The sequence below is a fragment of the Aeromonas sp. FDAARGOS 1406 genome (genome assembly GCF_019048565.1).
Classification (GTDB): domain Bacteria; phylum Pseudomonadota; class Gammaproteobacteria; order Enterobacterales; family Aeromonadaceae; genus Aeromonas; species Aeromonas caviae.
In genome coordinates, this window is record NZ_CP077378.1 from 408,889 (window position 1) to 432,654 (window position 23,766).

A 23,766-nucleotide genomic window follows, 5' to 3' on the forward strand; every position below is an offset into this window, starting at 1 on the left:
CCGATAAAAAAGGCCCGATACTGCCGTATCGGGCCTTATCATTCGCCCAGAGCGAATTATACGCGTTTGAAGATCAGGGAGCCATTGGTGCCGCCAAAACCGAAGGAATTGGAGAGGGCATATTCGAAGCTGCCGGCCTTGGCAACGTGCGGCACCAGATCCAGGTCGCACTCATCATCCGGGTTGTCCAGGTTGATGGTGGGAGGCACCATCTGGTCACGCAGAGAGAGCACGGTGATGATCGCCTCGATGGCGCCAGCCGCACCCAACAGGTGGCCTGTCATGGACTTGGTGGAGCTGACCATCAGGGCGCTGGCATGTTCACCAAACACCTTCTTCATGCCGCGCAGCTCTGCCACATCCCCAAGGGGGGTAGAGGTACCGTGAGCATTGATGTAACCGATCTGCTCGGGTGCGATGCCAGCATCCTTGATGGCGTTCTTCATGGCGCGTGCGCCACCATCGCCGTCCGAGGGAGGGGCCGTCATGTGATAGGCATCCCCGCTCATGCCAAAGCCGACCAGCTCGGCATAGATCTTGGCGCGGCGAGCCTTGGCATGTTCATACTCTTCCAGCACCAGTACGCCGGCACCGTCGCCCAGCACGAAACCGTCGCGATCCTTGTCCCAGGGGCGGCTCGCCTTCTGTGGTTCGTCATTGCGGGTGGAGAGCGCCTTGGCAGCGGCAAAGCCGCCCATGCCCATGGGGGTGGAGGCTTTCTCGGCACCACCGGCGACCATCACGTCCGCATCGCCATAGGCGATCATCCGGCCAGCCATGCCTATGGCATGGGTACCCGTGGTACAGGCGGTTGTCACGGCGATGTTCGGGCCCTGCATGCCTTTCATGATGGAAAGATGACCGGACACCATATTGATGATGGTGGACGGAACGAAGAAAGGGCTCAGCTTGCGGGGGCCGCCATTGATGAGGCTGCTGTGGTTCTGCTCAATGAGACCCAGACCGCCGATACCAGAGCCGATGGCAACGCCTACCCGCTCCGCGTTCTCTTCGTTGATGATCAGGCCGGAATCTTCCAGGGCCTGAACACCCGCCGCCACGCCATACTGGATGAAGAGATCCATCTTGCGGGCTTCTTTGCGGTTGATGCCGAACTCTTCGGGGTCGAAATCCTTGACCAGGCCTGCGAAACGGGTTGCGAACTCGCTTGCATCAAAGTGGTCGATGAGGGAAATGCCGCTCTGCCCGTTGAGCAGGGCTTGCCAGCTGGATTCGGCAGTGTTGCCTACCGGGGAAAGCATCCCCAAGCCGGTCACCACGACTCTGCGTTTTGACACTGAGGTAGTCTCCGAGAGGTGTTTTGAAAGGGGTAAACATAAAAGAAGCGGCCCTTGGGCCGCTTCTTTCAGAACAGGAACTTATTCCTGATTAGCGGTGATGTAGTCGATAGCCGCTTGAACAGTGGTGATCTTCTCGGCTTCTTCATCAGGAATTTCGGTATCGAATTCTTCTTCCAGCGCCATTACCAGTTCAACGGTATCCAAAGAGTCAGCGCCCAGGTCGTCGACGAAGGAGGCAGCGTTCTTCACGTCTTCTTCTTTAACACCCAGTTGTTCGATGATGATTTTCTTTACGCGTTCTTCGATGTTGCTCATGACCTGAATTTTCCTTTAAAAATACGCTATTGCGTCTGGTTGGGGTAGTGTATTCAATTGACGTGAGTTTGCAAGTGACTTGCCGCTGGTCAAACCACGAAATTCGCCAAACTTCGGCGTATTATCGCAAATTTGAACAGAACTCACGACAAATTGATTACACCATGTACATCCCGCCATTAACATGCAGGGTTTCGCCGGTAATATAGGCGGCATCATCCGATGCCAAGAATACCACAGCGGCAGCAATTTCTTTCGGATCGCCCAAACGGGCGGCAGGCACCTGATTCATGATGCCGGCGCGCTGCTCTTCATTGAGCGCCTTGGTCATGTCGGTCTCGATGAAACCGGGAGCAACCGCATTCACCGTGATGCCACGAGATGCCACTTCACGGGCCAGCGACTTGGTAAAGCCAACCAGACCAGCCTTGGCAGCAGCATAGTTGACCTGACCGGCGTTGCCCATGGTGCCGACCACGGAACCGATGCTGATGATGCGACCGTTGCGCTTCTTCATCATGGCACGCAATACCGGCTTGCTCAGACGGTACAGGGAGGTGAGATTGGTGTCGATGATCTCGTTCCACTCGTCATCCTTCATCCGCATCAGCAGGTTGTCGCGGGTGATGCCGGCGTTGTTGATCAGGATGTCGATGTCGCCAAAACGCGCCTTGATGGCGGCGAAGACGGTTTCGATGGATTCCTGACTGGTCACGTTCAGTGCCATGCCGCAGCCTTGCTCACCCAGGTAAGCACTGATCGCCTCGGCACCGCTCTCGCTGGTCGCGGTCCCCACGACTTTGGCGCCACGAGCAGCAAACGTCTCCGCAATCGCACGACCAATGCCACGGCTGGCGCCAGTGACCAACACAACCTTATCGGTAAAACTCATGACTTGCTCCTGTTTACTTGATCTGAGCCAGCGCCTGCTCGAACGAGGCGGCGTCGTTGGCGTGAATACCTTCCACTCGCGCATCGATGCGCTTGGCCAGGCCGGTCAACACCTTGCCCGGGCCCATCTCGATTTCGAGGGTAACACCGTCGTTTGCCATGCGCTCTACCGTTTCAGTCCAGCGAACCGGGCTGAACAGCTGACGCACCAGGGCTTGCTTGATGGCGGCAGGATCCTGCTCACAAGAGACGTCGACATTATTGATGACGGCGATGGCGGGAACCTTGATCTCGATCCCATCCAGGGCGGCGGCCAGCTTTTCTGCGGCCGGTTTCATCAGGGCGCAGTGGGAGGGCACGGAGACCGGCAGCGGCAGGGCACGCTTGGCGCCTGACTCTTTCATCAGCACGTTGGCACGTTCGACCGCCTCTTTGTGGCCGGCGATGACCACCTGGCCCGGAGAGTTGAAGTTGACCGGAGAGACCACCTGCCCCTGGGCCGCTTTCTCACAGTTGGCAGCGATGCTCTCGTTGTCCAGACCGATGATGGCAGCCATGGCGCCAGTCCCTTCCGGTACGGCTTCCTGCATGGCCAGACCACGAAGCTCGACCAGTTTGACGGCATCGGCAAACGCCAGCGCGCCGCTGCACACCAGAGCGGAGTATTCCCCCAGGCTGTGGCCGGCCATCACGGCAGGGGTTGCCCCGCCTTGTTGTTGCCACAGGCGCCACAGCGCGACGGAGGCGGTCAACAGCGCTGGCTGGGTACGCCAGGTCTTGTTGAGATCCTCGGCCGGGCCTGCCATCACCAGGGCAAACAGGTCATAACCCAGCACCTGGCTCGCCTCGGCGAAGGTCTCTTTAATCACGGCGTGTTGCTCAGCCAGCTCGGCCAGCATGCCGACGCTCTGGGAGCCTTGTCCCGGGAAGGCAATGGCAAATCGGGTCATCATTGATTCCTTTAAGGTAAGACGAATTCGGTAAGCGGGCGCCCGAGGACCGGGCACCGCTCGGTATCAGAGGCGAACCAGCGCAGAGCCCCAGGCAAAACCGCCGCCGAAGGCTTCCAGCAGGACCAGCTGGCCGGGTTTGATGCGACCATCGCGCACCCCTTCATCGAAGGCGATGGGCACGGAGGCCGCGGAGGTATTGCCATGACGATCCAGGGTCAGGATCACCTTGTCGAGCCCCATGCCGAGTTTCTTGGCGGTGGCATTGATGATGCGGAAGTTGGCTTGATGGGGCACCAGCCAGTCCAGCTCGCTCGGCTCGACGTTGGCCGCAGCCAGGGTTTCGGTCACGATCTCGCTAAGGCGTGTCACCGCCACCTTGAAGACATCGTTGCCCTTCATGTACATGTAGGCTTCGAGCTCAGCACCCGGCATGCCGCGACGGGGCTGCGGCAGTTTGAGCAGCTCGCCATAACGGCCATCGGCATGCAGATGGGTGGAGAGGATCCCAGGAGTGTCGCTGGCACCGATGACCACGGCCCCTGCCCCATCCCCGAACAGGATGATGGTGCCGCGATCCTCGGGATCGCACATACGTGACAGCACGTCCGCACCGACAACCAGCACGTGGCGAGCAGCGCCGGATTTGACGAACTGATCGGCGATGGCGAGAGCATATGTAAAGCCGGCACAGGCGGCGGCTACGTCAAACGCCGGGATCCCCGGTACGTCAAGCAGCCCCTGCAGTTCACAGGCAGCAGCTGGGAAGGCATTCTCTGCGCTGGTGGTGGCCAGCACTATCATGTCCAGATCGGCGGCAGTCAGACCTGCCGCATCAAGCGCACGCAAGGCCGCCTGATGAGAAAGGGTCGCGACGGTTTCGTCGGCTCCGGCGATACGGCGTTCACGGATCCCGGTGCGTTCCACGATCCATTCGTCACTGGTTTCAACCATCTGTTCAAGATCGGCGTTGGTACGAACCGAACTCGGCAGATAACTGCCAGTACCCAGAATTTTGCTATGCATAGAGTTTTATAAATCCCTGTCGGAAAAGACAGATTCAAGGCGATCTGCAATTTGCAATGGAAGTTGATGTCTGGCTTCTTGTGCGGCCAGCAGAATCGCATGACACAGAGCGCGGCGCTCGGCCCGCCCATGGCTTTTTACCACAATGCCGCGCAATCCTAACAGACTCGCGCCATTATACTGGTCGGGGTTCAGGTAAGAGAAACGCCGTTTGAACATAAATCCGGCGAGTCGACCAAGAAAACTGCGTTTTTTGCGCGGATATCCGGCCAGTTCGGCCATCATCCGCACCACCCCCTCCGCGGTCTTGAGCGCCACGTTGCCCACGAAACCGTCGCAGACGATCACGTCGCACTCGCCGCTGAAGATCCTGTCCCCCTCAATGAAACCGACAAAATTCAGGGCGGAGCATTGGCGCAGCAACTCGGCGCTGTGGCGCACCAGGTCGTTGCCCTTGATCTCCTCCTCCCCTACGTTGAGCAGTGCCACTCTGGGTGAAGGTATCCCCTCCACCTTCTCTGCGACTACGGCGCCCATCACGGCAAATTGCAACAGGGTGTCGGCATCGCAGCTCACGTTCGCACCCAGATCCAGCATCACGGTCCGCTTTCCACTCAATGTGGGCAGCGCCTTGATGAGGGCTGGCCGGTCAACACCGGGCAAGGATTTGAGCACGCACTTGGCCATGGCCATCAAGGCACCGGTGTTGCCTGCACTGACACAGGCATCGGCAGCGCCGCTCTTGACCAGATCCAGGGTCACGCGCATGGAGGAGTCTTTCAGGGTACGCAGCGCCACGATAGGCTTTTCGCCCATGCCCACGACCTGGGAGGCATGCACGAGACGAACGCGAGGGTGGTTGAGCAGGCCATGTTGCTGCAGAAGAGGGGCGGTCTGGTGTTGATCACCGACCAGAACAAGTTTTAGCTGGGGTAGAAGAGACAGTGCCTGCACGGCGGCAGGCACTGTTTCCGAGGGGCCGATATCTCCCCCCATTATGTCTAGCGCGACAGTTTGCGTAGACAAAGGCAATCCTTAAGCGATTACCTTTTTACCGCGGTAGAAACCATCGGCAGTCACGTGGTGACGACGATGAATTTCGCCACTGGTCTGATCAACAGTCAGGGCAGCGGTGGTCAGCGCATCGTGGGAACGACGCATGCCACGCTTGGCGCGGGTTTTACGGTTCTGTTGTACGGCCATGGTAGGCTAACTCCTAAAATTCACTTACGTTTGAGCGCTTCAAGAACTGCAAAGGGATTCGGCCGCTCATCAGCAGGTTCGATTTCACCCCAGGTCATCTCCATGTTTCCTCTGGGGCACACATCCACCGGATGCATGGCTACCTGAGGCAACGAGAGGATGAGTTCATCCTCCAGGATTTGATGAAGATCTATCTCGCCGTTTTCGTCCAACTCAATGGGCTCATAAGCTTCCGGCAGTTCTTCCTCGTTTGTTCTTTCGAACAGCGGAGTGTAAATAAAACTAGCTTCACAAAGGTGTTCAAACGTCTCACCACAACGCTGGCAAACCAGGTCGACCTTGGCATGGGCAGTGCCTTTCATAACGGTCAACTTCTGGACATCTTTGCCAAAGTGCAGTGTGACATCCACATCACTTCGCAAGCCTTCGGTTGATTCCTCCAGCCTGGGCATCTGCGACTTTTCCACTATCCCGACATAATCGAGTAGCTTCAAGGCATTACGGACTGGATCAACCTTAACGGGCAACTTCACCTTTTGCATAGGGCGCGAATATTATAGGTCCAACAAGGGATAGTCAAAGGAAAAAGTCCTTACCGCCGATGATTTTACCTTCACAGGCTCCTGCAAGAGGAACTTGTGCTCATCGGTAGCCGATTATGCCATATCGTGCAGGATCTGGCACAGGATCCTGTTCCCCACCCCTGTCTGTCCACCGGATGTGCTCCTTGGTGTCTCATCAGGTGGCAGAACAGCGCGGGTCGCTCCCCAGCAGGCCTGGTGTCGCAGCCACTCTGGGCTCGGCTTCCATCAGTCGGCGTATGGCTTTGAAACTGCCCACGGCAGCCTTGATGGCAATGGGATTGACCAGCCAGCCCGGCAAGTTGTTGCCCGGATTGGTATAGGTTTCGAGCCGAACGAGTGTGCTGCCATCCCGTTGGGGTAGCGCCTCCCACCGTCCGGCGCTTTCCTGGATCCGGAACAGCCCTGCATGCAATGGCAGGGCATTCGGCTCTGCCCACACCTCGAGAGTCAGGCCGCAATCAATACGTCGACTCAGATGGGAGCGGGTGATGAGCTCCCTGTCTTGCACCGGCCAGGGAGATGCCAGGCGGGTATAGACCAGATCATCGTCGGGACCCGATCTGGCCAGCACCCTGACTTCACGACTCTGGGGCAACCACTCTTCATGGCGCGCCGTGTTGCGCAGCACCGTGATCAGCGCGCCAGGATCGGCATTCACCCGCATCTCCAGACGTAAGGCCTGAAAAGAGGTCGGAGGATGTGGCTGAGTCCAAAGCATCACCCCCTCATCCCCCTGGCGAAGTTGCCATGTCCCTGCCCAGCTGGCGAAGGAGATCAGTGCCATGACCAAGGCCGCATATCGTGTCATCACGCTCAATTCCGATCTCTTGTGTTTGCGCTGTGGTTCCCTCAGCATGCATGCTTCCCGCTAATTAGGCGAGTCCCGCTCTAGACATCTCCTGTTTGCGTGGCCCCATCTGCACAGATAGAATCAACCAATTGATTTATAAATGGATATCATCAAAACATGCAGCCTTCCTTGATTCTCGCGTCCACTTCGTCCTACCGCAAAACCTTGCTGGAAAAACTCGGTCAGCCATTCCACTGTGCTGCGCCTCAAGTCGATGAGACGGCGCGACACGGGGAGACCGCAGAAGCCCTGGTCAGCAGATTGGCGTTTGCCAAGGCGAATGCCGTTGCCGCTGACCGTGATCAAGGATTGATCATCGGTTCAGATCAGGTGTGCGTCTGTGACGGGCAGATCCTCGGCAAGCCCGGCACGGTGGAGAAGGCGGTCGAGCAGTTGCTGCAGGCACAAGGCAAGCACATCATCTTTTACACCGGGCTCTGTGTGATCAATGCTGCGAATGGCCATGCCGAGCAGCTCGTCGAGCCTTTCACCGTGCATTTTCGCTCGCTCGACGAAGCCGCCATCCGTCGCTATGTGGAGGCCGAACGTCCTCTGGATTGTGCCGGCAGCTTCAAATGCGAGGGAATGGGCATCGTCTTGTTCAAGGCGCTGGAGGGGCGCGATCCCAACGCCCTTGTCGGTCTTCCCCTGATAGGCTTGGTTGATCTCCTGGGTCGCCACGGCTTGGCTCTGCCATAACAAGAACTCTGCCATGAAAAACGGGAGCCAAGGCTCCCGTTTTTCATGGCTGTCAGCGTGGCAGCTTGGCAAGAAACGCCTCAAGTTCCGGTGACAATGGTGCTTCCACCTGCATCTCCCGGTCGTCCACCGGATGAGTAAAGGTGAGCTTCCAGGCGTGCAGGAACAGACGCTTTAGCCCCTGCCCTCGCATCTTTTCATCAAAACCGGCCTCACCATATTTGTCATCGCAGGCGATGGGATGGCCGGCGTGCTGGGTGTGGACACGGATCTGGTGAGTACGGCCAGTGATGGGGCTGCACTCGACCAGGGTGGCCTCGGCAAACTGACGGGCAATCCGGAACCGGGTCTCGGAGGGCTTGCCATCGCTGCTGACCCGCACCACCCGCTCGCCGGATTGCAGATCATTTTTGCGAAGTGGCGCATTGACCACCTTGACGTGGGGTTGCCACTGGCCACGCACCAGCGCCAGATACTGCTTGCGCATGGTCTTGACCCGCAGCTGCTCGTGCAGGCTGCGCAGGGCACTGCGCTTCTTGGCAACCAGCAGTACGCCGGAGGTGTCGCGATCCAGCCGGTGCACCAGTTCGAGGAAACGGGCTTCGGGGCGCAGGGCACGCAGCCCTTCGATGACGCCAAAACTCAGGCCGCTGCCGCCGTGAACTGCCATGCCGGACGGCTTGTTGAGCACTATCATGGCGTCGTCTTCAAACAGGATCTGACTCTCCAGACGCTGGATGCTGCCGAGGTTGGCAGAAGGCAACTCATTCTTCTCTGCCACACGCACGGGGGGCACACGCACCTCGTCACCGGCACAAAGCTTGTATTCCGGTTTGATGCGCTTCTTGTTGACCCGCACCTCCCCTTTTCGAAGGATGCGATAAATCAGGCTCTTGGGGACGCCCTTTAACTGAGTCTTGAGAAAATTGTCGATGCGCTGCCCGTCATGCTCAGCTTCGATGGTGAGCAGCTGCACTTGTTGATGTATCTGTGTCATGGCGCGGATTTTAACACCGCTGACAGCCCTTGGCTCCATGCTTTGTTAAAAAATGGCGTCTTGCTATAAAAGTGGTTTAAATGGGATAATAAACAAGGTTTTGTCATTGTGTTCAAGCCTTGTACTAAGTGGCCAAAATGTATGCCACCCAATCCCGAAACACCGTGTATACAAGAACATGACGGTTCCCGGGTGCGAGGTACAACGCATGGAGAACACAAACAGAGCCGACGTAAATTGTCTCCACATCGGTATCCTTAATTCACGCCCTCTCGAGAAGGCTGAACCAGAGTGCCCTTAGTTTGCGCCTCATGCATACCCCAACCGGGAGGTTGCCCCAGCATGCTGAAGACCCGAGGCCGGCGCCGGCAGGACCCAGTGGAGGAATCAAAATGACAAAATAATGAGAACTCAATGAAAAGAATGCTAATCAACGCGACTCAGGAAGAGGAGTTGCGCGTAGCGCTGGTTGACGGACAACAGCTCTACGATTTGGATATTGAAAGTCCGGGACACGAGCAGAAAAAAGCGAACATTTACAAGGGCAAAATCACCCGAGTAGAACCCAGTCTCGAAGCTGCTTTTGTTGACTATGGCGCCGAACGCCACGGTTTCCTGCCGTTAAAGGAAATCGCCCGCAATTACTTCCCCTCCGGTTACTCCTATCAGGGTCGTCCCAACATCAAAGAAGTGGTCCGCGAAGGCCAGGAAGTGATTGTCCAGATCGACAAGGAAGAGCGTGGTACCAAGGGTGCAGCCCTCACCACCTTCATCAGTCTGGCTGGCAGCTACTTGGTGCTGATGCCGAACAACCCCCGTGCCGGCGGCATCTCCCGTCGCATCGAGGGTGACGAGCGGACCGAGCTGAAGGAAGCCCTGAGCGGACTGACCGTGCCGGACGGCATGGGCCTCATCGTGCGCACCGCCGGTGTGGGCAAGTCCCCGGAAGAGCTGGAGTGGGATCTGAACGTTCTGCTCAATCACTGGGACTCCATCCACAAGGCGTCACAACAACGTTCCGCTCCGGTGCTCATTCACCAGGAGAGCAACGTCATCGTGCGCGCCATCCGTGACTATCTGCGTCGCGATGTGGGTGAGATCCTGATCGACAACCCGGTCATCTTCGAGCGCGCCAAGTCACATATCGAGCTGGTCCGCCCCGATTTCCTCAATCGCGTGAAGCTGTACAAGGGTGATGTCGCCCTGTTCAACCACTTCCAGATCGAGAGCCAGATCGAATCGGCCTTCCAGCGCGAAGTGCGCCTGCCCTCCGGCGGCAGCATCGTCATCGACCCGACCGAAGCACTGACCTCCATCGATATCAACTCCTCCCGCGCCACCAAGGGCGGCGATATCGAAGAGACCGCCCTGCAGACCAACCTGGAAGCAGCAGACGAGATTGCCCGCCAGCTGCGCCTGCGTGACCTGGGTGGCCTGATTGTCATCGACTTCATCGACATGACCCCGGTTCGCCATCAGCGCGAAGTGGAAAACCGTCTGCGTGAAGCGGTGCATCAGGATCGTGCCCGTATCCAGCTGGGCCGTATCTCCCGTTTCGGTCTGCTGGAGATGTCTCGCCAGCGTCTGCGTCCCTCCCTCAACGAGTCCAGCAGCCATATCTGCCCCCGTTGCCAGGGTCAGGGGGTCATCCGTGACAACGAATCCCTCGCCCTGTCCATCCTGCGTCTCATCGAAGAAGAGGCCATGAAGGACAACACCGAGCAGGTTCATGCCCAGGTGCCGGTCGATGTGGCCGCCTATCTGCTCAACGAGAAGCGTACCTCCATCGCCAATCTGGAACAGCGCAATGATGTGCGTGTCTACATCATTCCGAACCAGCATCTGGAAACCCCGCACTACGAAGTGACCCGCATCCGTCAGAACGAGATCCCGGAAGCGGCCAGCTACGAGCTCAAAACCGAGATTGCCAAGCCGGTCTATCAGCCGCGCCAGGCTCAGGTAGTCGAGCGCGAACAGCCGCTGCTGCAAGGGTTTGCCCCGGCTCCCCAGCCGGTTGCGCCCACCGCCCCGGCTCCTGTTGCGACTCCCGCTCCGGTTGCAGAACAAGTCGGCTTCTTTGGCAAGCTGGCCAAGGCCTTCTCCGGCCTGTTCGGTGCCTCCTCCGATGCTGCTCCGGCCGAGGTGAAGGCGCCTGCCGACAAACCGGCCGCCCAGCGCGAAGCTCGCAAGGATGACGGGCACCGTCACCAGCGCGATGAATCCCGCAGCCGTGGTCAACGTGGCCGTCGCGATGACAACCGCGGCAGTCGCAATGCCGAGGCCGGCGAGAAGCGTGAAGGCGCAGCCAGCCGCGAGAGCAGTGATCGCAATCGTCGCCCGCGCAAAGAGCGTGAGCCTCGTCAAGAGCGGGAACCGCGCCAGGAACGGGAACCCCGTGGCGAAGTGCGCACCGAACAGCGCATGGAGCGTGAGCCTCGCGAACCCCGCCAGGAGCGCGAACCTCGTGCCCCGCGTCCGGCTCGTGAACCTCGCGCCCCCCGCGAACCCCGTGCCGAGGTGAGCGTCGAAGCGGTTGATACCGTTGATACTGCGGTCGCCAGCGCTGAACCGCGTCAGGAAAAAGAGCAAAAAGTGGCCGAGCGCCGCGAACGTCGCCAACTGCGCAAGCAGATCCGTGTCGATGTCGCCGCGACCGACACCCCTGCCCTGCCGACTGACGAGCAAATCACCGATGTCGCCGACGTGCAAGCCGCCGCTGCTGAGCAACAAGAAGAGCAAGGCGAAGGTCAGCGTCGTTCCCGCCGTACCCCGCGCAATCAGCGCATCGAAGGGCAACGTCGCAAGCGCATCAACGAAGAGGCTCGTGGCCAGCGTGAAGAGGAAGCACAAGGTGAAGTGCAGCTGACTACCGCGGCCCAGGCCGATGCGGCTCAGGTGAAGGTGGAAGAACCGGTTGTGCCTGTCATCACCATTCCGAGCGCAGAAGCGGTTGCTGCCGCCCTGCAGGCCTCCGCCGCACTAACCGAACACGTGGTGGCTGAAGCCGTTGCTGAGGAAGCGGCAGAGCAAGCACTGGCAGCCCAGGCTGTGGATGCGCCCTCCACTGACGAAGTTGAGCAGGCTGCGCAAGCAGACGCTGAACCCGTCGCCGAAGTGGCAGTTGTCGAACCCGAGATGGTCGAACCTATCGTCAACACCGCCTCTCATGACGAACCTGTCGCCGTGATCGACGCTGTCGAGCAGACCCAACAAGTTGAGGCCATTCCAGAAGAGGTTGCACCGGTTGCTGAAGCGGCACCTGTCGTGATCGCTGAGGAGACGGCCACCGCCGAGGCGGAGGTCGTCGAGATGCCGGCTGCCGTGGTGCAAACCGAGCCAGCAACCAGCCCCGAAGTGAAGGTCAGCAAGGGTGCCGGTGTATTGGCCCGTGCCCGCAAGGCTTATGCCCCCATGGCAACGCCGGCTGCAGCTCCTGCCCCGACACCCCGTGAACCCGTGGAGTACGCTCCCCTGGTACGCAGTGAAGTCGTGACCTCCGGTCGCCACGGTGGCAGCACCGCTGCCAGCAACGTTGCAACCAGCCCGGCCGGTCGCCCCTGAGCAGACTCGTTAGTCTGAATGAAGAGCCACACATCGTGTGGCTCTTTTTTTGTCTCTTTATTGGGGCTGACATCGCCTTGCTCTCCCTCCCTGCCCGTTCGATATCCGCCGCTTTCACGATGTTCAGCGGCCACACACACTCAGTCCAAGCAAGACGTGAATAACACACCAGACAGAGGATTCATCTCTGTCAAAACATCACGACATGCCCTGCTTTGTCGACAGGGTCCGTGCATTGACAGCATATGAAGCCATTGGCAAACAGTCTGGCAGCGTTCCCCTTTGGTAGCACAGTCGGTGTGTTCAGTGGTGGCTGAGACAACCCAGGTTGAACGGGAATGCCAGACATAGGGCAACCTGTGGCACTCTTCACTCTCATCATTTCTGGTGAGGATCATAGACCCGTTGAACGCCCTCCCTTCAGCTTCACGTGCAAGGGTCGGCTCGTAACAAGGCGTCACACAGGCAGGTTCCCCTCACTGTGCACAACGAGTGGTTGAGGGATGTAGAGAAGCTAAAGAGGTGATAGATAATGTCATTCAACTTCTTGTCTGATGGCATATAGCTATTACTCATTGAACTATTGCCGCATGACGTGACATTCACCAGGCAACAAAAAAGGGCCCGAAGGCCCTTGTTTCATTTCCAATGACTGTCGCGCTTATCCGCCAAAGAGATGGTTGTTCAGCAGGAAGAGACCGCCGGAGAGCAGCATGGTGAGCGGCAACGTCAGCACCCAGGCCAGCAGAATGGTCTTGATGGTCTGGCTCTGCAGGCCGGACTTGTTGGCCACCATGGTCCCCGCCACCGCGGAGGAGAGAATGTGGGTGGTGGACACCGGCATCCCGGTCAGACTCGCAATCCCGATGGACGCGGCGGCCGTGATCTGGGCTGCAATGCCCTGGCTGTAGGTCATGCCGGAGGAACCAATCTTCTCCCCTACCGTGTAGACGATACGACGCCAGCCCACCATGGTGCCGCAACCGAGCGCCAGCGCGATGGACACGATGACCCAGGTCGGCGCATATTCGGCCGTGGCGGTCAGATCCTTGCGCCATTTGGCAAGATCGGTCAACTCCTTGGCCGGCAGCGGCAATTTGGAGACCTTGCGGGCAGTGTCGTCGATGCACAGCAGCAGGCGACGCACTTCGCGGCGATCCACCAGATTCATCTCCTCGTAGGTGCGCACTTGGCCCAGACGCTTGTCGAGGGTCGCCATGGCCTGCAGGGCCTCCCCTGCCGCACAGTGGCTCATCAGCTCCTCCTGGGCTTTGGCAGGGACACTGAAGTTCACCAGATGGGAGACCTGATCCTGGTTACGCTGGTAGATCTCCATAATGCGCTGGTTGGCATCCTGGGTTCTGTCCAGATCATAGGAGCGGCTGTTCATGTCCAGCGCAAAATAGGCAGGCGCCATGCAGATCAGCACCAGCATCACCAGACCGATGCCTTTCTGACCATCGTTGGAGCCGTGCACGAAGCTCACCCCCATTGCGGAACAAATCAGAGTGACACGTGCCCAGAACGGTGGATGCTTCTTGCCGTCCACCAGCAGGCGCTCTTCCGGGGTCTTGTGGATCTTGCTGCCAAGCCATACGCGCTTCATTGCGAACAGCAGCAGGGCGGCAATGATGAAGCCCACGGTGGGAGAGATGATGAGAGAGAGCATGATGTCGATGGCTTTGCCGACGTTGATACCCTCTTTCAGGGGTTGATGGCTGATCAGGGCATAGGCGCCGCCTACCCCCAGGATGGAACCGATCAGGGTGTGGGAGCTGGATGCCGGAATACCGAAGTACCAGGTTCCCAGGTTCCAGACGATGGCCGAGAACAGCAGGGAGAACACCATGATCAGACCCTGGGTAGAGTCCATGCCAAGCAGCAGATCGATGGGCAGCAGGTGAACGATGGCATAGGCCACCCCCAATCCACCCAGCATGACACCGGCGAAATTGAACAGACCGGAAGCCACCACCGCCATATGAGCCGGCATCGCCTTGGTATAGATAACCGTTGCTACCGCGTTGGCGGTATCGTGAAAGCCGTTGATGAATTCATAGGCCAGCACAAAAAAAACGGCCAATACCAAACCGATTGACCACCACAAACCCAAACCACTAAACATTTCAAACATAAAAACGAACCTGTTTATGAGTTGCGGCGGATTATGCCAGAAGGCTCGATGCGCCATACCCGTTGTTGAAATATTTCAGCAAAAAAAAAAAAGGGCATTCCGTCAGAAAATGTCTTATGGCCTGTAGGAACGGGGCTTGTCGAGGATTAATTTAAGTCCATTCCATTGCTGTGGATAGGCGTCAATCAAAGCCTAAGCATAGCTCGATGTCCCGAAAAAGGCCGCTTTCAACCCGCTCGGCACGTCCGTTTCCTTTTGTCAGATATAAAAGAGGGTGCCCTGGCACCCTCCTCGATAGACAAGCCGCACGGTGCGGGGGTCAATCCTGGTTGATCCGGCTGGCCACAGCCCCTTGCTGACTCTTGTATTTGGCATTTTCCCGTTTGTTGTACGGGCGAGCCGCAGTACCTGACAGCATCTCGAAGTTCAGGGCACCGATCTTCATCTTGGGACGCAGGGCCAGAGGCAACTTGCCGCCGTTGTAAAACTCCAGCACGATGCGACCGGACCAGCCCGGATCGATGCGGTGGGCGGTGACGTGTACCATGAGGCCGAGGCGCGCCAGGGAGGAGCGACCATCCAGCCAGCCGACGATATCGGCGGGCAAGGTAACCGATTCATAGGTCACCGCCAGCGCCAGCTGACCCGGGTGCAGATAGAAGGCTTCACCGTCCGGCACGTGGATCTCCTCGCTCATCACCAGCTCGATGGCATCGGCCATCTCGGCACTGGTACCGCCAAGGTCGATATAAGGCGCGGTATGATCGCGAAACACCCGAAACTCGTTGCCCAGCAGCACATCGACGCTGACGCCGCTGATCCGCTCAACACCGGGCCGCGGCTCGATGACGATCTTGCCTTCATCCAGGTGCCGTTCGATATCGGTATCACAAAGACGCATTCTGCGACTCTCCTGACAAAAGATTCATTAAAAAAAGCCGGGCATCACCCGGCTTGTTTTCTCTCAACCAATCAACATATGGCGGATACGCGCCTTGAGCATGTCGATGGCGATGCGGTTCTTGCCGCCACGGGGCACGATCACGTCGGCATACTGCTTGGACGGGTCGATGAACTGCATGAACATGGGACGCACAGTCTTCTGATACTGCTTGAGCACGGAGTCCATGGTACGACCGCGCTCCTGCACATCGCGCACCAGACGGCGCAGCAAACAGATGTCGAGCGGGGTATCCATGAAGATGGAGGCGTCCATCAGTTCGCGCAGGCGGCTGTCGGTCAACAGCAGTATCCCTTCGAGGATGATGACACGGCGCGGTGCAAAGGTGGTGACCTCGCTCATGCGCGTGTGCTCGGTATAGGAGTACTGGGGAATGTTGACCGCCTCCCCTTGCGTCAGCTGGGTCAGATGCTGCACCAGCAGATCGTGATCCAGGGCATTGGGGTGGTCATAGTTGGTCTTGACCCGCTCTTCCATGGTCAGGTGGGTCTGATCACGGTAGTAGCAATCCTCGGTGATCACACCAATCTGACCCGCTCCCAGCTCGGCCACCAGCTCTTCATAGATGGTTTGGGCGATAAGACTCTTGCCGGACGCGGATGCACCAGCAATACCGATGATCACGCAGGAATGTTGAGTATCAGACATTGAAAATACCTAAAGAGAAGAGCACTGGGGATTGTTTAAACCGATCCATTATATGAAAAAGGGGTGGCCATGCCCACCCCAAATCCGTCCCTCTTGGCCGAACGCCGATTATTCGTCCAGCGCCACCGTGTAGAGCGGGGTCGCAATCGGTTTTGCGCTGAAATAGAGCTCGGCCCCTACCCGGCGAGCCAGTTTCAGGTAAGTCTGTGACAGCTCGCCATCCGGCGCACCGAACACGGTGGGGCAGCCTTCATCCATGTGCTGGCGAATGTCGATATGCAGCGGCAACTGACCAAGCAGCGCCACGTGATACTGCTCCGCCATCTTCTGGCCACCGCCGGTACCGAACAACGGCTCGTGATGCCCGCAGGCGCTGCAGACGTGGTAACTCATGTTCTCGACGATGCCAAGCACAGGCACATTGACCTTGTTGAACATGGCAATCCCCTTGCGGGCATCTGCCAGCGCCACATCCTGGGGCGTCGTGACGATTACCGCCGCCGTGGTGGGCACCTGCTGGGCCAGCGTCAGCTGGATATCGCCGGTGCCCGGGGGCATGTCCACCACCAGGTAGTCCACCTCGCCCCAGCGGGTCTCGTGTAGGATCTGCCCGAGTGCCTTGCTCGCCATGGGACCGCGCCAGATGGTGGCATCCTGCTCAGCCACCAGATAACCGATGCTGTTGCTCTTGATGCCGCAGGCCATCACCGGCTCCATCAACTTGCCATCAAAGCTGACAGGGCGCTCCTTGAGGGTCCCCGTCATGGTCGGGATGGAGGGGCCATAGATGTCCGCATCCAGCAGGGCGACCCGCGCCCCCTCTTTTTGCAGCGCCAGCGCCAGGTTGACCGCGGTAGTGGACTTGCCCACCCCTCCCTTGCCGGAGGCAACCACCAGGATATTGCGGATCCCCTGTACCGCCGCCAGTTGCTGCGCGCGGGGCATGCTGGCCACGTCTATCTCCCCCGTCCAGTCGATGCGGGTCGCACCGGTTGCGCTGCGCAGCCGGGCATCGAACTCCTCTTTGATCTGTTCAAACAGGGACTGGCCGGCAAAGGGCAGCACCAGCGTGATGGCCAGGGTCTGTTCGTGCCGCTCGACGGAACGCACAAAACCGGCCGCGACCAGATCCTTGCCCCATCCTGCCGGCTTAAATTCGGCCAGGATCTGTTTTACTGAATCAATCACCATTAACTCCCCATTATGTTGTCGTTATGCTGAGGTGAACGGTTACCGCACATAAATCAGTGGCTTGCCGACGTCATCGTGATGCCGCCAGTCAGGGCACCGGGGGCCACAACCCTAGGCAGGCCGCCCCCAATTCGGGTAACATGCACGGCACTGTATCATCCCAACAGGCACATAAAGAACGTATTATGGCAACTGATCCTCGTAGAATGCTGGTAACCTGCGCCCTCCCCTATGCCAACGGCTCCATCCATCTCGGCCACATGCTGGAACACATCCAGGCCGATATCTGGGTTCGTTATCAGCGAATGCGTGGCCATCAGGTGCATTTCGTCTGTGCCGACGATGCCCACGGCACGCCCATCATGCTCAAAGCCCAGCAGATGGGGATCTCGCCGGAAGAGATGATTGCCGCCGTATCCCAGGAGCACCAGGGGGATTTTGCCGGTTTCAACATCAGCTTCGACAACTACCACTCCACCCACAGCGACGAGAACCGCGAGCTGGCGGGCGTGATCTATGGCCGCCTCAAAGAGTCCGGCAAAATCAAGATCCGCACCATCTCCCAACTGTTCGATCCGGAAAAATCCATGTTCCTGCCGGATCGCTTCGTCAAGGGCACCTGCCCCAAGTGCAAGTCCCCCGATCAGTACGGTGACAACTGCGACGCTTGCGGCGCCACCTACAGCCCGACCGAGCTGATTGATCCGAAATCCGCCGTCTCCGGTGCGACCCCGGTGATGAAGGACTCAGAGCACTACTTCTTCGACCTGCCCCAGTTCGAAGCCTGGCTCGCCGACTGGGTACGCGGCTCCGGCGCCATCCAGGAAGAGATGGCCAACAAGATGCAAGAGTGGTTCGAAAGCGGCCTGCAGCAGTGGGACATCACCCGTGACGCCCCCTACTTCGGCTTCGAAATTCCCGGTGCCCCCGGCAAATACTTCTATGTCTGGCTGGACGCCCCCATCGGCTACATGGCGTCGTTCAAGAACCTGTGCAACAAGCGCGGCGACATCGACTTCGACAGCTACTGGAAAGCGGACTCCGACGCCGAGCTCTATCACTTCATCGGCAAGGACATCGCCTACTTCCACTGCCTGTTTTGGCCGGCCATGCTGGAAGGCGCGAACTTCCGCAAGCCGACCAAGGTCAACGTGCACGGCTATGTGACCGTCAACGGCGCCAAGATGTCCAAGTCCAAGGGCACCTTCATCAAGGCGTCCACCTATCTCCAGCACCTGGATCCGGAGTGCCTGCGTTACTACTACGCCGCCAAGCTCAACAGCCGCATCGACGATCTGGACTTGAACCTCGAAGACTTCGTCTCCCGCGTCAACGCCGATGTGGTCAACAAGCTGGTCAACCTGGCCTCTCGCAACGCCGGCTTTATCGCCAAGCGTTTTGACGGCAAGCTGGCCGTCACCTGCGCCGAACCCGCACTCTACGCCGAGTTTGCCAACGCCAGCGCCAGCATCGCCGAAGCCTATGAAGCGCGCGAATTCAGCCGCGCCATCCGCGAGATCATGGCCCTGGCCGACAAGGCCAACCGCTATGTGGACGACAAGGCTCCCTGGGTCATCGCCAAGCAGGAAGGGGCGGATGCCGAGCTGCAAGCCGTCTGCTCCGTCGGCATCAACCTGTTCCGCGTGCTGATGGCCTACTTGAAGCCCGTCATGCCGCAACTGGCCGAGCGCGCCGAAGCCTTCCTTGGCGAAACCCTGACCTGGGATGGCATCACCGCCCCTCTGGTCGACCACGGCGTCGCCCCCTTCAAGGCACTCTTCTCCCGCATCGAGTCCGCCAAGGTGGATGCCATGGTGGAAGCGTCCAAGGAAGATCTCGCCAAGGAACAGAGCAAGAAGCCGGCAGGCCCCCTGGTGGACGATCCCATCAGCGAGACCATCACCTACGACGACTTTGCCAAGATTGACCTGCGGGTGGCGCTGATCAAGAAAGCCGAAGCGGTGCCGGAAGCCGAGAAGCTGCTGAAGTTGCAACTGGATATCGGCGGCGAAACCCGTCAGGTCTTTGCCGGTATCAAGTCCGCCTACAACCCGGAAGATCTGGAAGGCAAGCTGACCGTGATGGTGGCCAACCTGGCCCCGCGCAAGATGCGCTTTGGCATGTCCGAAGGCATGGTGCTGGCGGCAGGTCCGGGTGGCAAGGATCTCTGGATCCTCGAGCCCCAGGAAGGTGCCCAGCCGGGCATGCGCGTGAAGTAATACGCCCCTTCCCGGACAGTCCCAATGAAAAGAGAGGCCAATGGCCTCTCTTTTTTTATCTTGTGGGGTGCTTACTGCCCGCTCTGCTGCAATGCCATGCGAAGGCCGACCAGCTCCACCTGATGGCAATCCAGTTGCAGTAGTTGGCAGCGGATCTCTGTTTTCAGGGCTCGCCGTTGCTGACCTCGCCCCGTTTCGCCCCGAAGGCGTCTGAGCCATTGGCGTCTGTCCTGCAATTGCCCAAGACGCTCCTGCCAGCTCACCAGCATGGACAACCAGGCCGGATCCCCTCCCCCCTGAGCCGTCAGCAGCTCCATCCCGTAGCGCGCCTGTTTCAGCACCAGACGCAGCCGGTGCCAGCACCGAAGTCTCGCCCTGATGCCCACAGGAAGGGAGGAGGTCTTAGCCAGTGCATCCGACAGTGACAGCGCCAGATGCAGCTGAAACAGCGGCAAGAGATCGACACCGACGGGTACCTCTTCCAGTCGGGCCAGCCAACGGGCCGGTCAACAGGGGGACCCGTGGCAAGCGGTTCTGCCGAAGCGAGCCACCATGATGCTGCGCATAGACCTGGGCATCGCGCAGGGCGGAGAGCGTGCCGACAGCACGGGTCAATCGCCGCTCCAGCTCGGGCTCATGAATGAGGGGTCGCCACAGGGCGAGCAGCGCCAGCAGGCGGCGGGCCGCTATCCGGTAGGCATGCACCTCTTCCATCCCCTTGTGCTCGCGCAGTGCCAGGGTCGCCCCCCGATATTGCCCAACGAGCCGGTTGGCCTGCGCAATCCAGCTCTCCCCCATGAACCCTCCCGGCTAGTTGGTATGAAAACCGGTTCCGGTGGGTGGCAACGCCTGGGTGCACTCCATTCGGGTGACGGTGGCGGTTCGGGGCCCGTGCTCAAGCCAGCCCAGCATCATCTGTACCTTCTGTTCGGGACCGGCAATCAGGATTTCCACCGAGCCATCTTCCAGGTTGTAGGCATGCCCCCGCAGCCCCAGTTGCAGCGCCCGCTCCCGGGTGAAGTAGCGAAACCCCACTCCCTGAACCTGACCCCACACCCGCACGACAAACGATTGCTCTCCCATTTATCACACCTTTCCCTTAAGTAATTTTTCCCCGGGGCGATAATGAGCGCGACACTCTCTTCCCCTTGCAGGACGCAATACCATTATGAAAGAAGTAAAGTTTCGGTGGGTTGACCGTTATCTCATTCACCTCACGATCAGCGAGAAATTTCTCATCACCTTCTGGTGCCCCCTGGTGTTCATCGCCTTCCTCACCTGGTATCTGCTGGCCGACGGCCATGATCAGGCGATGCAGCTCAGAGTGGATCAGCTCAAAGGGCGGGTCGAGACCACGGCCCAGCTGGTGAGCCAGCAGCCGACCCTTACCCTGCCCGCGGATCTCGTACTCACGCCTGGCGCCGCCACCGGCCTTAGCCAGCAGGGAGACATCTATCGCTATGGCGCCAGCGCAGGTCAGGCGGGCGTCGTCTCCGGTACCCTGGATACGAGTCACTACGCCCTCTGGGATGGTCAGGGCACCACGCTCACCATCATCGCGGTGCTGGCCGCACTGCTGGCCCTCATCACCCACTATCTGATGACCTTCGTCTCGGGGGCCCTCTACTCCACCAACAAGGCATTGCAGACGGTGGCGAACGGCGATCTCACCTTCCGGCTCAACTTCTTTCCGGTGCGGGACGAGTTCTCCATTCTGGCGGGCAGTATCGACACCTTCACCGACCGCCAGCACAAGATAGTGCAACTGGTGGAAGAGTCCGCCGATGCCCTTACCCTGGCCGCCGACGAATTTCGCGAGCATGCCAGCGACGGCGAGCAGCTTGCCCGCGCCCAGCGACAGCACATGGACTCCCTGGCCGCCGCCATGGAGCAGATGTCCGCCGCCATCCGGGAAGTGGCCCGCAACGCCAATGACACCCTGCTGCAAACCCGCCAGTCCAGCGACGAGGCGACTCACGGGGCACAGCGGGTGGCACGCACCATCACCGCCATCCGCACCCTGGCGGACGAGATTGGCAATGCCTCGGGCGCGGTCGAACGGTTGACTCACAACGCCAATCGCATCAACGAAGTGGTCAACGTCATCAACGCCATCTCCCAGCAAACCAACCTGCTGGCCCTCAACGCCGCCATCGAGGCCGCCCGGGCTGGTGAACAGGGACGCGGCTTTGCGGTGGTGGCCGACGAGGTGCGCACCCTCGCCAGCCGCACCCAACAGGCCACGGTAGAGATCCAGCAGATGATCGAGGAGCTCCAGGCCGGGACCGGGGCGCTCAACGACATCATGGAGAAGACGGTGGGGCGCGCGGCCGACAGCCAGCAGCTCATCACCGAGGTGGGCATGGACATCGAGCGGCTCAGCAACCACAGCGATGCGGTCCTGGAGATGAGCACCCAGATCGCCACCTCCAGCGAAGAGCAGAGTTCGGTGGCAGAGGAGATCACTCGCAACCTCGACAAGGTGCGCCACGAGGCGAGCCGGGTGGAGGAGTCCGCCAGCGCGGCGGTCGCCGGCACCACCGGCCTCAAGGGAACCGCCAATGAACTCGGTCAGGCGCTCACCGGCCTGCGGATCTGACCCCCTCCGGCAGGCCATCCTCCAGATGGCCTGCCATGTCTGGGCCAGGCGCTGGGGACGTGCTAAACAGCCCGTCCGACCCTGACCGCGTGTGGATGCACGGATCCCGGTAGACGCGGCTTGCGTGCCTACCCTCACAGCCCCTACTATATGCCCCCTTCTTTTCTACCATCGGCAACTACCCATGAGCGCTTCCATCTATCTCGTCAAAGGCCGCGAAAAATCCCTGCTGCGTCGCCACCCCTGGATCTTCTCCAAGGGCATTGAGCGGGTGCAGGGCAACCCCGTTGACGGCGATACCGTCGAGATCTTCACCCATGACGGCAAATGGCTCGCCCGTGGTGCCTGGTCCGGCAGCTCCCAGATCCGTGCCCGGGTCTGGACCTTCGACAAGGATGAGAGCGTCGATCTCGACTTCTTCATCCGTCGCCTCAAATACGCCCAGGAGTCCCGTGACGGGCTCATCAAGCGTCAGGGCCTCACCGGCTATCGCCTCTGCGCCGCCGAATCCGACGGTCTGCCGGGCCTCACCATCGACCGCTACGCCGACTTCCTGGTGTGCCAGATCCTCTCCGCCGGTGCCGAGTTCCAGCGTGAGCTGATAACGCAAGCCCTGCGTACCCTCTACCCCGAGTGCAGCATCTATGAGCGCTCCGACGTGGCCGTGCGCAAGAAGGAAGGGCTGAAGGAGCGCACCGGCGTCATTCATGGCGAGACCCCGACCGACCCCGTGGTGATCGAGGAGAACGGCGGCGTCAAGATCCTGGTCGATATTCGCAACGGTCACAAGACGGGTTTCTATCTGGATCAGCGGGATAACCGCCTTGCCGCAGCGAAATACACTGAAGGCAAGCGGGTGCTCAACTGCTTCTGCTACACCGGCGGTTTCGGGGTCTATGCCCTCCAGGGCGGTGCCAAGGAGGTAGTCAACGTCGATCTCTCCCAGAATGCGCTGGACATCGCCCGCCAGAACGCCGAACTGAACGGTCTCGATACCAGCAACACCCAGTTCGTGCGTCACGACGTCTTCAAGCTCTTGCGCGAATATCGCGAGAAGGGCGAGAAGTTCGATGTCATCGTGCTGGACCCACCCAAGTTTGCCGAGAGCAAGGCCCAGCTGCTGGGCGCCTGCCGCGGCTACAAGGACATCAACATGCTGGCGTTCCAACTGCTGGCGCCGGGTGGCGTGCTCTTGACCTACTCCTGCTCCGGCCTGATGGAGCAGAGCCTGTTCCAGAAGATAGTGGCCGATGCGGCCCTCGATGCCGGTCGCGATGCCCAGATCCTGGAGCTGCTCTCCCAGGCATCTGATCACCCCATCGGTACCGCCTATCCGGAAGGCTTCTACCTCAAGGGGCTGGTGGTGCGCGCCCGCTAAGCCGAGCAGACCAGCGCTGCCCCCCTTGTCCCCGGTTCCAGATCCGGGCCAGGACTGGGTTCTGCTAGTCATCAAAAAGCCCGCGATCGTAGCGGGCTTTTTTTATGCAGCGCCAAAGAGACAACCTCCCCCCGACTTTGCCACCAACAGCGATTGCGGCCCCCATCCCTCCTCTTCGACTGACGACTGCCATCTTCAATCAAAGGTTGCCGCATCGTTAACCCGATTCTCATCTCTCTTTCACTACACAACCCACCAG

The 23,766-nt window shown here is 59.5% G+C and carries 22 protein-coding genes; 5 read left to right on the forward strand and 17 right to left on the reverse strand.

The window, feature by feature from the left end; genetic code table 11:
- Positions 1-56 precede the first annotated feature (56 nt).
- From fabF to I6L36_RS01960, 9 genes are all read right to left on the reverse strand, one after another.
- Positions 57-1,298, reverse strand: coding sequence for a beta-ketoacyl-ACP synthase II (gene fabF / locus I6L36_RS01920; protein WP_109112824.1), 1,242 nt, complete (start codon positions 1,296-1,298; stop codon positions 57-59).
- Between the two features lie 81 nt (positions 1,299-1,379).
- On the reverse strand, positions 1,380-1,616 hold the full coding sequence (gene acpP, locus I6L36_RS01925; RefSeq protein WP_005300909.1) for an acyl carrier protein: 237 nt from the start codon (positions 1,614-1,616) through the stop codon (positions 1,380-1,382).
- A 157-nt stretch (positions 1,617-1,773) separates the two neighbouring features.
- Positions 1,774-2,508, reverse strand: a complete 735-nt coding sequence (gene fabG / locus I6L36_RS01930; RefSeq protein ID WP_039041169.1) for a 3-oxoacyl-ACP reductase FabG — start codon at positions 2,506-2,508, stop codon at positions 1,774-1,776.
- Positions 2,509-2,521: 13 nt separating this feature from the next.
- The gene (gene fabD, locus I6L36_RS01935) at positions 2,522-3,457 is read right to left on the reverse strand and encodes an ACP S-malonyltransferase (protein WP_042017641.1); all 936 of its coding nucleotides are present in this window, start codon (positions 3,455-3,457) and stop codon (positions 2,522-2,524) included.
- A gap of 66 nt (positions 3,458-3,523) precedes the next feature.
- Positions 3,524-4,483: a beta-ketoacyl-ACP synthase III gene (locus I6L36_RS01940; RefSeq protein ID WP_010674740.1), complete on the reverse strand. Its 960-nt coding sequence runs from the start codon at positions 4,481-4,483 to the stop codon at positions 3,524-3,526.
- Positions 4,484-4,489: 6 nt separating this feature from the next.
- Positions 4,490-5,509 (reverse strand): phosphate acyltransferase PlsX, encoded by a 1,020-nt coding sequence (gene plsX, locus I6L36_RS01945; protein WP_045524864.1) that lies wholly within the window; start codon positions 5,507-5,509, stop codon positions 4,490-4,492.
- Positions 5,510-5,518: 9 nt separating this feature from the next.
- Complete coding sequence (gene rpmF, locus I6L36_RS01950) at positions 5,519-5,686, reverse strand: 50S ribosomal protein L32 (protein ID WP_005300935.1); 168 nt, start codon at positions 5,684-5,686, stop codon at positions 5,519-5,521.
- 20 nt (positions 5,687-5,706) lie between these two features.
- Positions 5,707-6,228: a 23S rRNA accumulation protein YceD gene (gene yceD, locus I6L36_RS01955; RefSeq protein ID WP_029314532.1), complete on the reverse strand. Its 522-nt coding sequence runs from the start codon at positions 6,226-6,228 to the stop codon at positions 5,707-5,709.
- 196 nt (positions 6,229-6,424) lie between these two features.
- Entirely contained in the window at positions 6,425-6,934 is a 510-nt protein-coding gene (locus tag I6L36_RS01960; protein WP_202605883.1) for a hypothetical protein, read from the reverse strand.
- Positions 6,935-7,237: 303 nt separating this feature from the next.
- Here I6L36_RS01960 and I6L36_RS01965 point away from each other — a divergent pair, with 303 nt between their 5' ends.
- Complete coding sequence (locus I6L36_RS01965; protein ID WP_109112865.1) at positions 7,238-7,819, forward strand: nucleoside triphosphate pyrophosphatase; 582 nt, start codon at positions 7,238-7,240, stop codon at positions 7,817-7,819.
- A gap of 52 nt (positions 7,820-7,871) precedes the next feature.
- On the opposite strand, the gene rluC is transcribed toward I6L36_RS01965, so the two are convergent.
- On the reverse strand, positions 7,872-8,816 hold the full coding sequence (gene rluC / locus I6L36_RS01970) for a 23S rRNA pseudouridine(955/2504/2580) synthase RluC (RefSeq protein ID WP_201893979.1): 945 nt from the start codon (positions 8,814-8,816) through the stop codon (positions 7,872-7,874).
- Between the two features lie 414 nt (positions 8,817-9,230).
- Here rluC and rne point away from each other — a divergent pair, with 414 nt between their 5' ends.
- Positions 9,231-12,377, forward strand: a complete 3,147-nt coding sequence (gene rne / locus I6L36_RS01975; protein WP_119197658.1) for a ribonuclease E — start codon at positions 9,231-9,233, stop codon at positions 12,375-12,377.
- Between the two features lie 661 nt (positions 12,378-13,038).
- Here the strand turns inward: rne and I6L36_RS01980 are convergent.
- From I6L36_RS01980 to apbC, 4 genes are all read right to left on the reverse strand, one after another.
- On the reverse strand, positions 13,039-14,511 hold the full coding sequence (locus tag I6L36_RS01980; RefSeq protein ID WP_029314527.1) for an inorganic phosphate transporter: 1,473 nt from the start codon (positions 14,509-14,511) through the stop codon (positions 13,039-13,041).
- Positions 14,512-14,830: 319 nt separating this feature from the next.
- Positions 14,831-15,412 carry a dCTP deaminase gene (gene dcd, locus I6L36_RS01985; protein WP_216986952.1) on the reverse strand — a complete coding sequence of 194 codons (582 nt, stop codon included), beginning with the start codon at positions 15,410-15,412 and terminating at the stop codon, positions 14,831-14,833.
- 63 nt (positions 15,413-15,475) lie between these two features.
- Positions 15,476-16,120 (reverse strand): uridine kinase, encoded by a 645-nt coding sequence (gene udk / locus I6L36_RS01990; protein WP_042017635.1) that lies wholly within the window; start codon positions 16,118-16,120, stop codon positions 15,476-15,478.
- A gap of 108 nt (positions 16,121-16,228) precedes the next feature.
- The gene (gene apbC, locus I6L36_RS01995; protein ID WP_109112458.1) at positions 16,229-17,311 is read right to left on the reverse strand and encodes an iron-sulfur cluster carrier protein ApbC; all 1,083 of its coding nucleotides are present in this window, start codon (positions 17,309-17,311) and stop codon (positions 16,229-16,231) included.
- 185 nt (positions 17,312-17,496) lie between these two features.
- Here apbC and metG point away from each other — a divergent pair, with 185 nt between their 5' ends.
- Entirely contained in the window at positions 17,497-19,530 is a 2,034-nt protein-coding gene (gene metG, locus I6L36_RS02000; RefSeq protein ID WP_109112459.1) for a methionine--tRNA ligase, read from the forward strand.
- Positions 19,531-19,601: 71 nt separating this feature from the next.
- Here metG and I6L36_RS21835 read toward each other — a convergent pair whose 3' ends face one another.
- The 3 genes from I6L36_RS21835 to I6L36_RS02010 all read right to left on the reverse strand — a co-directional run bounded on the left by I6L36_RS21835 (position 19,602) and on the right by I6L36_RS02010 (position 20,613).
- Complete coding sequence (locus I6L36_RS21835; protein ID WP_234716512.1) at positions 19,602-19,871, reverse strand: hypothetical protein; 270 nt, start codon at positions 19,869-19,871, stop codon at positions 19,602-19,604.
- A gap of 61 nt (positions 19,872-19,932) precedes the next feature.
- Positions 19,933-20,328 carry a CHAD domain-containing protein gene (locus tag I6L36_RS21840; RefSeq protein ID WP_053288198.1) on the reverse strand — a complete coding sequence of 132 codons (396 nt, stop codon included), beginning with the start codon at positions 20,326-20,328 and terminating at the stop codon, positions 19,933-19,935.
- A gap of 12 nt (positions 20,329-20,340) precedes the next feature.
- On the reverse strand, positions 20,341-20,613 hold the full coding sequence (locus tag I6L36_RS02010) for an acylphosphatase (RefSeq protein ID WP_010674727.1): 273 nt from the start codon (positions 20,611-20,613) through the stop codon (positions 20,341-20,343).
- A gap of 85 nt (positions 20,614-20,698) precedes the next feature.
- Here I6L36_RS02010 and I6L36_RS02015 point away from each other — a divergent pair, with 85 nt between their 5' ends.
- Entirely contained in the window at positions 20,699-22,129 is a 1,431-nt protein-coding gene (locus I6L36_RS02015) for a methyl-accepting chemotaxis protein (RefSeq protein WP_103243130.1), read from the forward strand.
- A gap of 184 nt (positions 22,130-22,313) precedes the next feature.
- Positions 22,314-23,507, forward strand: a complete 1,194-nt coding sequence (locus I6L36_RS02020; protein WP_039039155.1) for a class I SAM-dependent methyltransferase — start codon at positions 22,314-22,316, stop codon at positions 23,505-23,507.
- Positions 23,508-23,766: the final 259 nt, after the last annotated feature.